This is a genomic window from Psychromonas sp. SA13A, from assembly GCF_011378715.1.
Lineage (GTDB): Bacteria > Pseudomonadota > Gammaproteobacteria > Enterobacterales > Psychromonadaceae > Psychromonas.
Genome location: NZ_WTKU01000031.1, coordinates 25,559 through 39,334 on the forward strand (window position 1 = coordinate 25,559; position 13,776 = coordinate 39,334).

The following is a 13,776-nucleotide window of genomic DNA, read 5'->3' on the forward strand; positions in this document are numbered from 1 at the left end:
TTCTTATACTACAATAAATACCTAAATAGAGAGGTGGGGGATACTTAAATTAATTTATTAACCTTACCTGTTAGTAAATGATTAATTTTTTAGTCTTAACTCGAATAAGGGTTGCCGTTTTATGAAAAAAAGTTACCCCACATGGACAGTGTTCAGTACCCGTTGTTTATTATCTTTCCCTCTTTTTGTATTTGCAAACACGGCACTGGCGGAATTTTTAGGGGAAAACAGTCGTGTATCCATTGATATTTCTTCTCGTGTTAGCAGTAACCTAGATACTCAAGATCATGCTTTCATGCATGTGTTAGGAATTGATATACATAAAGTATTTAGTAGTGAAACAGGAGATATCGGCACATTAATACTGCAACCTTATATTGTAAAATTAAATAATGTTAAAAAACCTCATTTTATTTTTGATGATGGTAACGATACTAAGCTCACATGGCGTATCGCAAACTTTAATTATACGGCTTTAAATCAAGGCAAGTTTAATATTAGATTAGGGCATTTTGAAGTACCTTTTGGGCTAGAATACCAACTAGATACTAACGGTACGTTACATCAATTAACTACTGAGCAGCGAGGCATAAAAACAGATTGGGGGCTTTCTTTGAATGGTATCATGCCCAGTTTTGAATATGAGGTTGCACTAACGCAAGGTTCAGGTGCTGAAATTAGTAATAATAGTGACTCGCACCTATTTTCTGGTCGAATTGGAACGCTCAGTACTAAAAATATAGTAACAGGCTTCTCATGGTTAAGCGGTGATATTTTAGCGGCTAATGGTGTTATTGAGCAGAAAAAAGTGGCCTTAGATCTTTCCTATTATTATTACCAATGGCGGTTTATGGCGGAATCTTCTATTGGTAAAAGAGCAGGAAATAATACTGCTAATGGTTTTGCTGAAGTGATGTGGCGCACTCCCAAAGAAAACCTCTCTGTTTATACTCAGCTGCGTTATCAACGCGCAGAAATAGATCATAACGTGAGTAGTGAAAGCAGTTCTACAAGTAATTGGGTAGCGGGTGTGCAGTGGATGAGTGACCATGGTTTCGACGTTAGCGCACAATATAAACATAAATTAAAAGAAGCAAAAAACCAAAGTATTGAACCGATTTTAAGTGTGCAGCTAAGGTATAGAATGTAGCGTCATATGGCTTTAACGGTTAAAAAGTCAAATAATAATATATGAAACGATGAACATTAAACGGCAAGACACTAAACAATAAAATCCTAAACAATAAAATCTTAAAAAAAAATTAAATGATAAGGCATTAACCCAAATAATATGAAACAGCGTAAAATTTTTACATTAATCGTCCTGATTGCGACACAGGTCTTAATGAACTCTTCTGCTTATGCAGCTTTTTGTTCCTTAAGAGACCCTGTGTCAGCAATGCAAATACTCTATAAGGATGGATACCAATATCGTTCCATTGTTGCGACGGTTACTGAGCAAGATAGAGTAGCGGTTAAAGACAAGTTACCTTTTACAATCCATCAAAGTGAAGTTAACAAGCATACTTTATACGTGCTTTATAAGGATCGTAAGGCTGCTGGTTTCTTACAAGCACGTTCAGAATGGGCTAAATGGGGTTTAGTAGAAATTGCCTGGGCTATCAACTTAGATAGGAGTTTAAAAGGTTTCTATTTTCAACGTTGCCGAAGCCCCGAATGTAACGATAGCGTCGTACAAGATATCAACAAGCAACTTCATAATAAAAATTTTGCGCAATTAAAGTCCTTACTGACGCTTGATGGAGAAGCACTTTCTGAAGTGGGAAAAAATACATTTTCTACTTATCCAACATTAGCGTTGCTAGTCTTACGGTCTGCATTAAAAACCTTAGCAATTACTGATATCAGTTGGGCAAAATATATAACAAAGATAGAAAGTGACAATTAATGGCAGTAACTGTTATAGACAGTAATTTTTAATGAAATGAAAGTAATAATTATTAAAAGTAGTCATCGGTGAATAGCGCACTAACTGAATTTATACGTTAATTAAAGGTATGTAATGAGAATAAGAAGTTATTTGGCGATCCTTGTTTTTTCCTGCTTGATTGGTGCTTATGCGCTAGAACAAGTATTGGGTTTTCATTTCAATCAGGTTCAAATATTAGCGAGTAAACATACACAAAGCCTTTTACGAGCGAAAGATTTTGAGCGCATAGAAAATAGCATTTCACAATTTTTAATCTCTGCAGATTTAGTGATTGCATCGGGTAATACCTATCTCATAATGGGCACTATAAATATAGGAAAGAACATCAGCAGAAATTTGGTCGTTGTGCAAAACCAAAGCCTGCCTCCTTTAATGAATGATGAAATTGAAAAAACTATCCTTAATATTAAAAAAATTAATGCCCACCTCGATACTGTAGCGGAAATACCAGATAAAGAATTAATCTTACACTTACGTAAATTATTGCCAGATTATGATGCTGTTAGTTTATCTTTAGTAGAAAGTATTCGATTTTTGATTACTGAATGCAATAATATGATTGAGCAAGACGCGTTATCTTTAGCCGAAGAAAAGCATTTTATAGCCGCTGCAGCTTGGATTGCACGTGTTTTTTTACTGCTATTAATTATTGCCGCTTGGTGGTGGGCAAATAGGAAAATTTGTAATCCGTTAAACACGCTAATTGCTTCTTCACACAATGCACTAGCTGGTAATGACTTTAAAGTTAGCGATGATGCGCCTACCGAGATCACTGAATTAAGTCATGATTTTAAACTATTAACAGAAACGCTATTTCATCAAGCGTCTCATGATCCATTGACTGAACTTTATAACCGTCGTGCGTTTGAGCGTGATCTAAATGCGGCTATTGAGCATAAAAAGAGACCTTCAAGGATAAATGAAGATAATCGGTTTTTATGTTTTATCGATCTAGATTATTTTAAAACAATTAATGATACCTGTGGCCATTCGATAGGTGATCAAGTCTTAGTTGATGTGGCTCGTATATTAAAACAAAAAGTGCGCAACTACGATACGGTGGCGAGATTAGGTGGTGATGAGTTTGCTATTTTGATCAATCGCTGCCCTGTAGATAAAGCACTTGAAATTGCTGAACAGATTAAACAAAGCATTAACCAGTTAACGTATCACTGGCAAGGTGAAAATTTTCAATTAAGTGCCAGCATTGGTATTGCTCCTCAAACCAATGAATCTAGTGCTACTGATTTATTAAACTCGGCAGACATCGCCTGTGGTTTAGCGAAAAATGCGGGAAGAAATTCAGTCTATTTATACGATACTTGCGATCAAGTTTTCGCAGATAATAAACAGCAATTATTGTCAGTACACCACTTAAATAATGCATTAAATAACAATTTATTTGTATTATACAAACAAGATATTGTGCCGTTACAGCAACAAAAAGTAGGCAGGGTCTTTGAAATATTATTAAGAATGTTAGACAGCGATGGAAAATTGTTGAGTCCTGCTTGTTTTTTACCCGTTGCTGAGCGTTATCAGCTCACCGGTAAAATAGATCGTTGGGTGATTAATGCCGTATGCGACCATTTTATGGCACGTACTGAAGAACTTAAATCGATTAAAACAATTGCGATTAACTTATCTGGACACTCTTTAACTGATAATGAGTTAGAAACCTTTATCATTAATAAACTGACACAGAGCCAAATACCCGCTAACAAAATCTGCTTTGAAATCACTGAAACGGCTGCTATTAAAAATATCAATCGTGCTCGATTATTTATGAATAACATTAAAGCGTTAGGTTGTCAGTTTTCCCTTGATGACTTTGGTAGTGGTCATTCTTCCTATGCTTATATCAAACAATTACCGACGGATAAGATTAAAATAGACGGTGCAATTGTGGCGAATATGCTCACCAATCCAATAGATTTTACCGCTGTTAAATCGATTTGCGAGATAGGCAAAGCAGCAAAACAAGAAGTTATTGCAGAGTTTGTTGAAGACTTTAGGTTAGTTGAAGTATTAACCGCATTAGGTGTTGATTATGCACAAGGTTACTATTTTGCTAGACCAGAACCTTTAGTCGTTGTTTAAGTAGTATTCGATAAAAAGTGGATGCGTTAATTGGATGTTTTGACTATTGGATAAGCACCAATACCTTTGTAAATCTGAGTGTTTAAGGGAAGTTGATTGTTAAAAGGTCACATTGCACATTTCAGATTGCACAGTGTGACCTTTGTTTATAGGCAGGACTAAAGAGTAAGAGTATTAGGCTGACTTAGGCCTTGCCTGCGTTTCTTTTTCATCGGTATCCTGTGTTTTTTCGTCATCGGATTCTGAACGAATAGCCTCTTCTTGCTCTGCTTTTTGCGCTTCTTCAATTGCGGCTTGCTCCTTGCGTCGTGCTTTTTCAAGGGCTCGCTGATCTGCCTCTTCCGCTTCACGGATCGCACGTTCTTCTGCACGCGCTTCGGCTTCTGCTTTTGCTATTGCTTTAGCTTGTGCTTTGGCTTCGCGTTCTGCTTCTTCATCTACAGCACGTTGAATAACTGCTAGATCTTGAGCTTCTTGAGGCAATAAACTAATCAACTCAATACCTACAGGATAATCAGTATCTTTTTCATTAGAAACAATCTTAATTTCACCATCTTTAGTTAAGTACACTAATGGCATAGCCGAGTCGCCGTAACGTCTTTTAAAGCGCTCAAAGGTAAAGTTTTCAGTGATGTTAGTCACTTTTAGAATACCGCCTCTGGCCATGATGCTGGCAATCTTAGCGTAGGAAATATTTTCTCCAAATAAGCTCAATCGTTTTAGATATGACTCCGATAATTGATGGCGTGCGCTGGCACTGTCAGCATTGTTCAAACCATAAACTTTCTCCGAGCCAAGTAAATCTTGGAAGTGAAAGGAAACTAATGGGTTTAATTGACGGTAAGGAGACATCACTAAGACACGACCTATTCCGCTTAAATCCATATAGTTGGTCGCATGCTCGGAAGCAGGGTTACCAAAATAAACGGGAATATTTTCCATACGAGCTTTACGAATGCTATCCCAGTTATTGTCTGCTAATAGCACTTTTACATTTTTAGAGATTAAAATAGTTGCAAGTTCGCGTGAGAATTTAGAGGCACCAAACATCAGCAAACCTTCATTCGCGCCTTGTTTTACTCCTAAAAATTTTGCCCAAGGGCCGGCGGTTAAACTTTGAATAACCACGGTGCCGATAATAATTAAAAATACCAGCGGCACAATAGAGCTTGCACCTTCAAGGCCAACGGTTTCTAATTTAATCGCAAATAGCGATGAAATAGCAGCGGCAACAATACCACGCGGTGCAACCCAGCTGAGAAACCATTTATCCTTTGAGGAGACATTAGTACCCAGGCCAGAGATCCAAATACTGAGTGGACGAGCGACAAACATCACCACCATCAGCACGCCTAATCCACCAAAGCCTAGGTCTAACATGGCACTAGAATCAAGTCGTGCAGCAAGTAGAATAAACAGTGCTGAAATTAATAGTACGGTTAATGTTTCTTTAAACTCTAAAATATCAGCAATATCAACGCCACGCATGTTTGCTAACCAAATACCCATTACAGTCACGGTTAATAACCCAGACTCTTCTTGGTAGATATTCGAGCCTACAAAAACGCCCAGCATAATGGTTAATACCGCAGTATTACGTAAATAATGTGGGAATAAGTTCTTACGAATCGATAACCCAGTTAAATAACCAGCAGCAGCCCCTAAACCAAAGCCCAGTAATAATGTATATCCCAATGCAGATAAAACATGTGAGGTAGGATCCGCCGTTACTGCAATATATTCAAAGACTAAAACTGCGAGCAGCGCGCCGATAGGGTCGATTACAATGCCTTCCCAACGTAAAATACTGGCTAAATTAGACTTTGGTTGCACGGTACGCAGCATAGGTACAATAACCGTTGGTCCTGTCACCACCACTAGAGCGCCAAACAACATCGCAATGGACCAATCAAACCCTAAAATATAATGGGCCGCTGGTGCGATACAGGCCCAAGTGATAAAAGCGCCAATGGTGACTAAATGCGTGACCATTCGACCATGCTCTTTAATCTCTTTAAAGTTAAGTGTGAGTGCGCCTTCAAAAAGAATAACGGCAACACCTAATGAGATAATCGGGAATAATAAATCGCCAAAAATAGCATCGGGATCCAATATGCCAAGTGCGGGCCCTAATAATAAACCACATAATAATAGTGGGAGAATTGCAGGTAAACGTAATTTCCACCCTATCCATTGACACAAAAGTGACAGTACACCGATCAGTGCAAGCATGCCTGTGATGTGTTCAACCATATTTATTTCCTTTTTTTTCAAACCATTGCAAATTAATTATCTACCCTGCAATGGGGGTCACGATGATTCGTGAGCAATTTATACGTTTGGTAACTTGATATGTACCATTTTGTTCATTAAATATTATTTACAGGCTGACAAAATAATGAAAAATATTGCCTATAAATCTGTACTTTCATTGCATTAAAAAACGTTTTTATTAAGTAAAAAAGCACAGCTTTACGCACTAATTATTAATCTAATTAGCAAAAATAATCAGTTATTAAATGGGAGTGTTTTTTTACTTATCTTTAAAAGTGATGTTGATGTTTAATACAACGCTTATTAATAAAAGCCTACTATTTTTTCTATCTATTACTTTTACTATTAACTTTAAATTGCCGCTATCTCGTTATGTCTCGCTAGCGAAGTACATCTAGTTAAGTAACTGTAGCCAGATAAGGCTAGCTAATATCTGTTAATAAGCATCATTATTTTTACAAAAAGCATTGTTTTTTTATCATTAAATTTTGCTCTATAACATACTAATTCGCGTATTGGAGCAAGTGTTTTTTTGATCTTAATCACGTTTTATCAAGGCTGTTAAATAAAACATTAATCTTATCAGGTAATTAGTTCCTTCTTCTTTGTTGGTATTTTATCCCTTTATGGCGATATTTTATTTAAAAACAAGTATTCAAAAACAAGTTGTGTTCAGAAGGGGGGGAGTTTATAGCAAACCATTAAGCAAATGACTAGAACCTATTTGTTTGCATTGTGCTGTGCGTCTTGTGGAGTTAGTCACTAGGGCTGTGTTGGTTAGGGTGATTAATCTTTCAAGTGAGACTGCAAGTTGATTAACATTTGTGCGGTAGCACCCCAGATTAAATGGTTTTGATAAGCACAACAATAAGTAAAATGGCGTTGTTTATTAGCGACTAAATATTGTTTAGAAAAGTTATTACTGTCTAATACAAATGCAAAGGGGACTTCAAAGCAGGCTTTAACCTCAGAACGGTCAATAATAACTTGCTCTTCGCTATTTACAAAACCAATGAAGGGCGTGACGTGGTAACCGCTGTTAGTAGTTAACGAAGGTAAGCTACCAACTAACTGTATATTCTCCTGCTCAATGCCTATCTCTTCCTGTGTTTCTCTTAATGCGGTGATAGCGAGCGAATCATCGCTTAATTCATACCTGCCTCCGGGAAAGCTTACTTGCCCAGGGTGGTGTCTAAGGTGCAAGGCCCGTTGTGTGAAAATCATATGTAAGCCATTGTCTCTTTGTATCAATGGCATTAATACTGCTGCTTTTTTTAATGGCTGCTGGGCTTTATTAAGAGATTGTAAGTGATGCGAAACAGGCGCACTGAAATTAGCTTGTTGTAAGATAAAACGATTAAGAAAACGTTGTTTATTCATCTTACCTTTTATACTCCTTAGTGATTTAGTTGGCTATCTTTACTGGCTATCTTAGCTGACTATCTTTACTGACTATTTTAACTGATATTTTAGCCTGCTATTATTGACCGTTTTATTGCCTACTTAATTTCATTAATAAATGAACAAGCTAATAACCTACTTACCTACTTACCTACTTACCTACTTACCTACCTACTTACCAAGCTAGTTTAGTGGTTTAACGGCTTTTTTAGCAATTAATAAAGCACGTTTCGGCGCTGGGTGACCTTCTACTGTTTTAGTCGCATCATTTGGATCTAAGTAATCTTCTAAAGATTCATTTTTCATCCATGCTGTACTGCGTTGTTCACCGGTTAAGGTATCGTTAATATCCACAATACGTACATCTTCAAAACCACATTTTTCAACCCATAACTTTAATGCTTTGGCGCTAGGTAAGAACCAAATATTACGCATTTTAGCGTAACGATCAAAGGGCACTAATACATCATTCTCATCACCTTCAATCACTAAAGTTTCAAGCACCAATTCACCACCTTCAACGAGTTGATCTTGGAGTTGCGTTATATGGTCCATAGGGGATTTACGGTGATACAAAACACCCATTGAAAATACCGTATCAAAGGCTTCCAACTTAGGTAACTCTTGAATGCCTAAAGGTAATAAATGCACATGTTGGTCTTTATTTGCAAAATGACGCACCGCTTCAAATTGGCATAAAAACAATTCACTTGGGTCAATGCCGACAACAAATTCAGCACCTTCACCGCGCATACGCCACATATGGTAACCACTGCCACAACCAACATCTAAAACATAACGATATTTTAATGGGCTAATATGCGGTAACACACGATCCCATTTCCAATCACTTCGCCACTCCGTATCGATATGTACGCCATGAATATGAAAAGGGCCTTTACGCCATGGATGAAACTTCTGTAATAAGTTCTCTAATTTTTTAGTTTCACCGGCCGATAATTCTGACCCATCACCAATACGTACTTCATCTTTGAGTTCGATAGCCTCACTTTTAATGTTTGGAAATTTATTTAATACGCGTATCCAACTGGCTAATGTGCCGTGTACATGGATATTTTCCCATTCATGTAATTGCGCAGGTAATGTACGTAACCAATGGTTTAAACGGTTTTTAGCGATAATGCTGTAGAAGTTACTAAAGTCGATCATGTCATGCCTTGTCTGGTAATGTGTTTTATAGCTTTTTATTCTGTTACTTTTTAAAATTAAACCTTTAATCTTTAATGCTAATAATGGAGCCAAAATTAAAACATTGATACCAAAGGTTATTATGCTTAAAGCCCGCTTCTGTTAAACGCTGATAATGTTGCTCAACGGTATCTGAAATTAACACGTTATCTAATGATGAGCGTTTTTGGCTTATTTCTAGTTCGCTATAACCTTGGCTGCGTTTAAAGTCTAAATGTAAATCAATTAATAGCTGGTGGCTTTTAGCATCTTCAAAAATAAACTTCTCAGATAAGATCAAAACTCCACCGGGTAATAAACCTTCATAAATACTGGTTAATAAAGATAAGCGTTTTTCCGGCGTTAAAAACTGCAATGTAAAGTTAAGTACAACTACCGAAGCATTTTCAATCTTGATATTACAAATATCATCCTGCAACACGGTCACCGGAATATCGGATTTATAGGCATGAATATGTTGCTGACAAGATTCCACCATCGCCAATGAGTTATCAACTGAAATAATCCTACAGCCATTTTTATCGCTCAGGCCACGTCGCATCGATAAAGTGGCAGCGCCTAATGAACACCCTAAGTCATATAGGTTGGAATTATCGATGGCACAACGTTGAGTGATCATCGCAATACTATTAATAATGTTTTCATAACCCGGGACCGAGCGTTTGATCATGTCAGGGAATACTTGTACCACCTGTTGATCAAAACTAAAACTCTCTACTTTATCTAAGGGTTTGCTGAAAATATTGTCGGTTTGGCTCATAAGGGGACCTAATTATTTAAGGTTTAATAATGTGACTCATTGAGTATTGCTGCGCATTTTACTTAAATTGTGTTGCAGGGTCATTTTTTTATTTAAGCATATGACTCTCAGTGGTTTTCTTTTATAATAGCGGCAATTATTTTGTAACGTATTTAAAACAGGAATCGATAATGCGCACTATGTATTGTGGTGAAGTGACCGAGGAAAACATTGGTCAAGAAGTTGAGTTAGTAGGTTGGGTAAACAAGCAGCGCGATTTAGGTGGTGTAACATTCCTAGATATTCGTGACCGTGAAGGTATTGTACAAGTTTTCTTTGATGGCGATACGCCAGAAGCAACGGCAATCGCTGCTACTGCACGTAATGAATTTTGTGTACAAATGAAAGGCCAGGTGCGTGCTCGTCCTGAAGGTCAAATAAATAAAGACATGACAACGGGTGGCATTGAAATTCGTGGTCTTGAACTAGAAATATTAAATCGCTCTGAGCCATCTCCACTTGATAGCAATCAAAAGAACTCTGAAGAACAACGTTTACGTTACCGTTATTTAGATTTACGTCGCCCTGAAATGGCTGAGCGTATGGTATTCCGTTCTAAAGTAAGTAGCTTTGTGCGTCGTTTCTTAGATGATAATGGTTTCTTAGATGTTGAAACACCTATTCTAACTAAAGCAACACCAGAAGGTGCGCGTGACTATTTAGTACCAAGCCGTACACATAAAGGTCAATTTTTTGCATTACCACAATCTCCTCAGTTATTTAAACAACTGTTAATGATGTCTGGTATGGATAAATACTACCAAATCGTTAAATGTTTCCGTGATGAAGATTTACGTGCTGACCGTCAGCCTGAATTTACACAAATAGATATCGAAACTTCTTTCATGACTGGCGATCAAGTGATGGCTAAAACGGAAGAGATGATCGTTAAGCTTTTTGAAAAAATGCTAGATGTTGATTTAGGCGCATTCCCTAAAATGACCTATGCAGAAGCAATGCGTCGTTTTGGTAGTGATAAACCAGATCTACGTATCGATTTTGAATTAGTTGATGTTGCAGATTTATTAAAAGACGTTGAATTCAACGTATTCTCAGGTCCAGCTAATGATGCCGATAGCCGAGTAGCTGTTATCTGTGTACCTGGCGGCGCAAAACTGTCTCGTAAAAATATCGACGAATACGGTAAATTTGTGACTATCTACGGTGCTAAAGGGTTAGCATGGATGAAAGTCAACGAAGCGGCGAAAGGGCTTGAAGGTGTTCAATCACCAATCGCTAAATTCTTAAACGAAGAAATCGTAGCAGAGTTACTTAAACGTACTAACGCACAAGATGGCGATATCATTATGTTTGGCGCAGACAAAGCAAATATTGTGGCTGAAGCAATTGGTGCATTACGTCTTAAAGTAGCTGAAGATCTTGGTTTAATTAAAGATGAGTGGAAACCACTTTGGGTTATCGAATTCCCAATGTTTGAACCACTTGAAGACGGTGCATTAACACCATTACATCACCCATTCACTGCTCCAATGAATATGACGGCAGAAGAATTAGAAGCTAGCCCAGTAGGCGCGATTTCTAATGCTTACGACATGGTATTAAATGGTTGTGAGTTAGGCGGTGGTTCTGTTCGTATCCACAAACAAGATATGCAAGCAGCTATCTTCCGTATCCTAAATATCTCTGATGAAGAAGCACAGGATAAATTTGGTTTCCTATTAGAGGCATTACAATTTGGTGCTCCACCACATGCTGGTTTAGCATTTGGTTTAGACCGTTTAGTAATGTTAATGACAGGTACTAGCTCAATTCGTGAAGTGATTGCATTCCCGAAAACAGCGTCTGCGGCATGTCCATTAACTAATGCACCGAGTTTTGCTAATCCAGCAGCGCTTGCAGAGTTGAATATTGCTGTTGTTAAAGAAGCTAAAGTTGAGAAAGAAGAATCTAAAGAAGGTTAATCTTCTTTGATTTAGTTTTCTCTTTATAGAAAGGGAGGTGATGTTGCTAGTGATAGTGATGTTATCTCCTTTTTTTATGTTTTTTTGGGGATGGGGGTGTGTTGGTTCGTCTGCGCTCATCCGGGCTATTTGATGTTTATTCGCAGTGGTTTCGCCCTGTCGGCGACTTTACTTTCTTTTGGTTAGAAGATACCTATACCTACAAAGAACTCAAAGAAACAGGTGGATTAACTTACATCATTCTTTGTAAGCTAATGCAGGGAAAAGAAAACGTGTTTTATCAAATATTTATTTCGGTCGATAGATTATTATTTTTGTGAGGGCCTCTGAGTTTTTACAAGTGAAATTTAATCCTTATTCAGGGGCAGAACTATAGCTGTAATGGAAATACATTCATGAAGTCTAAATATTGGATGTACAGATTGTGTGTATATCCAATATTTTTACAAAATTAAGTGTGGGATTAATCAGCAAGCATGTTGGAACCAACAATATTACATATTGTATCAAAAGCTTCGCTATTATTTTTAATAACAGCTCTTACAATATTTTGCTCTTCTTCTGATAGATTTTTTCGCCATTTATCTGCAGAAGCCTTATTGAGTTGTTCAGGTAATGCTTCTAATTCAGGTGCTTCATATCCAGAAAAAGTAAGTATTTTGCTAACAACACCCTTGGTATCATCCACTAAATCATTATAAGCAATAGTCATCCAACGTGAGCTTTCTAATTCTTTAAGTTGATTTATTGCATTTAAATTAAGAGTTATCCAGGATTCTGGAATTCTGTGAAACCCATCGCCAGGGTAATAGCGGGTTTTATCTGGGTGTGATTTTGAAAATTCACTAAATTTCTGATGGCTAAATACTTTTCCTGGCTCTTTTAATGATTTGTTTTTTAAATTAACAATTACTTTTTTTACCATTGACTTCACTTTAACTAAAATACTAGGCTCTGTTATCTGATTTTCTTTGTGGTCACATTGAATATAACTCCAACATGGAAGATTAGTATCTGGCCAATAATGGACAAAAGGCAGAGAGTCTTCATCACCTTTATATGCATGATTAAATCCTACTTTTTCACTAGCAACTACACCCATAATATCACGTACTATTAAAATAAATTTTGCATCAGGTAAGGTGTTTGCAACATAACTAATTTTATTCAATAAATGAGGGTTTTTTGTGATTATACCTCCTTGTGCATGGCGTAAAGATACATAGTTTTGAATTTCTTTTTTGGAGGCCGTATTTATATCATCTTTCGTCGCGCATTCACAAAGACTTCCTGTTCTTCGAGACCCGATTGTTAAACCAAAAGCTTGCCAAAAATTACGACATTCAAAATCATCGTCAGAAGTTAAATCTATAGCTTCTGGACATGCTTTCATAACCATATCATGAGATATTGTAGTTCCTGAACGAGTAATGCCGATAATAAATAGTGGTGACTTTTTACTTTCCATATAAATATAAAACCTCTTTTTCATGCAAATATCAAAATAGAATAAATTTATAATTTAACTTAATATAAACGTCGTTTTATTCAAATTATACCTGATTAAAAATTCGTAATGGAATAATAACAATAAAATCAATTAATATTTATTTGTAACCACTCATAGGGAGCAAACTTGGATTCAGATTATAAGTGCATAACTTGAATTGGTAGAAAAAGCGGCCAGCTGAATATATGCTTATCGCTTTTTCTCCGGCAAGAGATGCAACAATGAAAACATATAAACAACTGACCTATGGGCTAAGATGCCAGATTTATGCTTTAAAGAAAATAGGTCTGAGTCAAAATAAAATTGCGCAACAGTTAAAAGTCAGTCAATCAACTATCAGTAGAGAGCTTTCTCGTAATACAGGTAAGCGAGGATATCGCATTAAACAAGCCCAATCGTTTGCACATCATCGTCGATTACATTCTCGTAAAGCAATTAAAATGACGAGTAGCCTCATTGCATTAATTAACTCAAAGATTCGACTCGAATGGAGTCCCGAGCAAATATCAGGATGGTTGCGAGAAGAACACAAAGTGCGGATTAGCCATGAAACGATTTATCTTTATATTTGGTCTGATAAGAAACGTGGAGGTCAGTTATTTCAATACCT

The 13,776-nt window shown here is 36.9% G+C and carries 11 protein-coding genes; 6 read left to right on the forward strand and 5 right to left on the reverse strand.

The genetic code is table 11. The annotated features are described in order from the left end of the window. The first annotated feature begins 121 nt into the window (after positions 1 to 121). The 3 genes from GQR44_RS18430 to GQR44_RS18440 all read left to right on the forward strand — a co-directional run bounded on the left by GQR44_RS18430 (position 122) and on the right by GQR44_RS18440 (position 4,051). The gene (locus tag GQR44_RS18430) at positions 122 to 1,150 is read left to right on the forward strand and encodes a hypothetical protein (RefSeq protein WP_166373146.1); all 1,029 of its coding nucleotides are present in this window, start codon (positions 122 to 124) and stop codon (positions 1,148 to 1,150) included. A 141-nt stretch (positions 1,151 to 1,291) separates the two neighbouring features. Beyond that, positions 1,292 to 1,909 (forward strand): hypothetical protein, encoded by a 618-nt coding sequence (locus GQR44_RS18435; protein WP_166373147.1) that lies wholly within the window; start codon positions 1,292 to 1,294, stop codon positions 1,907 to 1,909. Positions 1,910 to 2,023: 114 nt separating this feature from the next. Further along, entirely contained in the window at positions 2,024 to 4,051 is a 2,028-nt protein-coding gene (locus tag GQR44_RS18440) for an EAL domain-containing protein (protein WP_166373148.1), read from the forward strand. Between the two features lie 174 nt (positions 4,052 to 4,225). Here the strand turns inward: GQR44_RS18440 and GQR44_RS18445 are convergent, their stop codons facing one another. The 4 genes from GQR44_RS18445 to cmoA form a co-directional block, all read right to left on the reverse strand. Further along, a complete protein-coding gene (locus GQR44_RS18445) occupies positions 4,226 to 6,304 on the reverse strand; it encodes a sodium:proton antiporter (protein ID WP_166373149.1) in 2,079 nt (692 codons plus the stop codon). 807 nt (positions 6,305 to 7,111) lie between these two features. After that, positions 7,112 to 7,705, reverse strand: coding sequence for a CoA pyrophosphatase (locus GQR44_RS18450; protein ID WP_166373150.1), 594 nt, complete (start codon positions 7,703 to 7,705; stop codon positions 7,112 to 7,114). Positions 7,706 to 7,909: 204 nt separating this feature from the next. After that, a complete protein-coding gene (cmoB, locus tag GQR44_RS18455; RefSeq protein WP_166373151.1) occupies positions 7,910 to 8,896 on the reverse strand; it encodes a tRNA 5-methoxyuridine(34)/uridine 5-oxyacetic acid(34) synthase CmoB in 987 nt (328 codons plus the stop codon). 64 nt (positions 8,897 to 8,960) lie between these two features. Then, a complete protein-coding gene (gene cmoA, locus GQR44_RS18460) occupies positions 8,961 to 9,695 on the reverse strand; it encodes a carboxy-S-adenosyl-L-methionine synthase CmoA (RefSeq protein ID WP_166373152.1) in 735 nt (244 codons plus the stop codon). A gap of 170 nt (positions 9,696 to 9,865) precedes the next feature. Between cmoA and aspS the strand changes: the two genes are divergently transcribed. Together aspS and GQR44_RS18470 are read left to right on the forward strand one after the other, a co-directional pair. Next, positions 9,866 to 11,656, forward strand: coding sequence for an aspartate--tRNA ligase (gene aspS, locus GQR44_RS18465; protein ID WP_166373153.1), 1,791 nt, complete (start codon positions 9,866 to 9,868; stop codon positions 11,654 to 11,656). A gap of 98 nt (positions 11,657 to 11,754) precedes the next feature. Then, positions 11,755 to 11,976 (forward strand): hypothetical protein, encoded by a 222-nt coding sequence (locus GQR44_RS18470; RefSeq protein ID WP_166373154.1) that lies wholly within the window; start codon positions 11,755 to 11,757, stop codon positions 11,974 to 11,976. A 143-nt stretch (positions 11,977 to 12,119) separates the two neighbouring features. Here the strand turns inward: GQR44_RS18470 and GQR44_RS18475 are convergent, their stop codons facing one another. Beyond that, positions 12,120 to 13,124, reverse strand: coding sequence for a sulfotransferase (locus GQR44_RS18475; RefSeq protein ID WP_166373155.1), 1,005 nt, complete (start codon positions 13,122 to 13,124; stop codon positions 12,120 to 12,122). Between the two features lie 263 nt (positions 13,125 to 13,387). On the opposite strand from GQR44_RS18475, the gene GQR44_RS18480 reads away from it, so the two are divergent. Beyond that, positions 13,388 to 13,776 (forward strand): helix-turn-helix domain-containing protein (locus GQR44_RS18480; protein WP_166371881.1); only part of this gene is annotated, 389 nt, incomplete at its 3' end.